Source organism: Neisseria sp. P0019.S002, from assembly GCF_051957155.1.
Lineage (GTDB): Bacteria > Pseudomonadota > Gammaproteobacteria > Burkholderiales > Neisseriaceae > Neisseria > Neisseria perflava.
Window position 1 is genome coordinate 1 of the sequence record NZ_JBQCWS010000081.1, and the last position, 490, is coordinate 490.

1 protein-coding gene is annotated in these 490 nt (G+C 53.1%); it reads left to right on the plus strand.

All coding sequences use genetic code 11. From position 1 onward, the window contains the following. Positions 1–198: 198 nt before the first annotated feature. Positions 199–490 (plus strand): hypothetical protein (locus ACTHTY_RS11660; protein ID WP_440367788.1); only part of this gene is annotated, 292 nt, incomplete at its 3' end.

Genomic DNA, 490 nt, shown 5'->3' on the forward strand with positions numbered 1-490 from the left:
TTTTTTTTGTTGGTGGTGTTGGGTGTGTGTGGGGGGTGGGTTTTGGTGGTGGTGGTGTTGGTGTTTGTGGTGGTGGTGGTGGGTGGGGTGTTGTTGGGTTTGGGGTGGTGTGTGTGAGTGTGGGTTTGAGTGCTGTTTTCGCAGCCGGTAGAGGATGGGTGGAAAGGTTTTCTGGCCTAGTTTAGGTAGGTGTCTTAGTTGGTGCGTTTTGGGGGTGGGTCTTCGTGGGTGGCAGGTTCGTCGGTTTGGATGGCTTTGATGTTGGTTTTTTTTGGGTTTGGTGTTTTGTTGTTTGGGGTTGGTGTGGTTTGTTTGTGTGTGGTGGGGTGGGGGGTGTTGTTGTGGGTGGGGGGTTGTTGTGGGGTGGTGGTGGGGTTGGTTGGTGTGTTTTTTGTTGGGTGTTTGGTTGGGTTTTGTGTGTGGGTGGGTTGGGTGGTGGTTGTGGTTTTGGGGTGGTTTGTGTTGTTGGGGGTGGTGGGTGGTTTTGTGT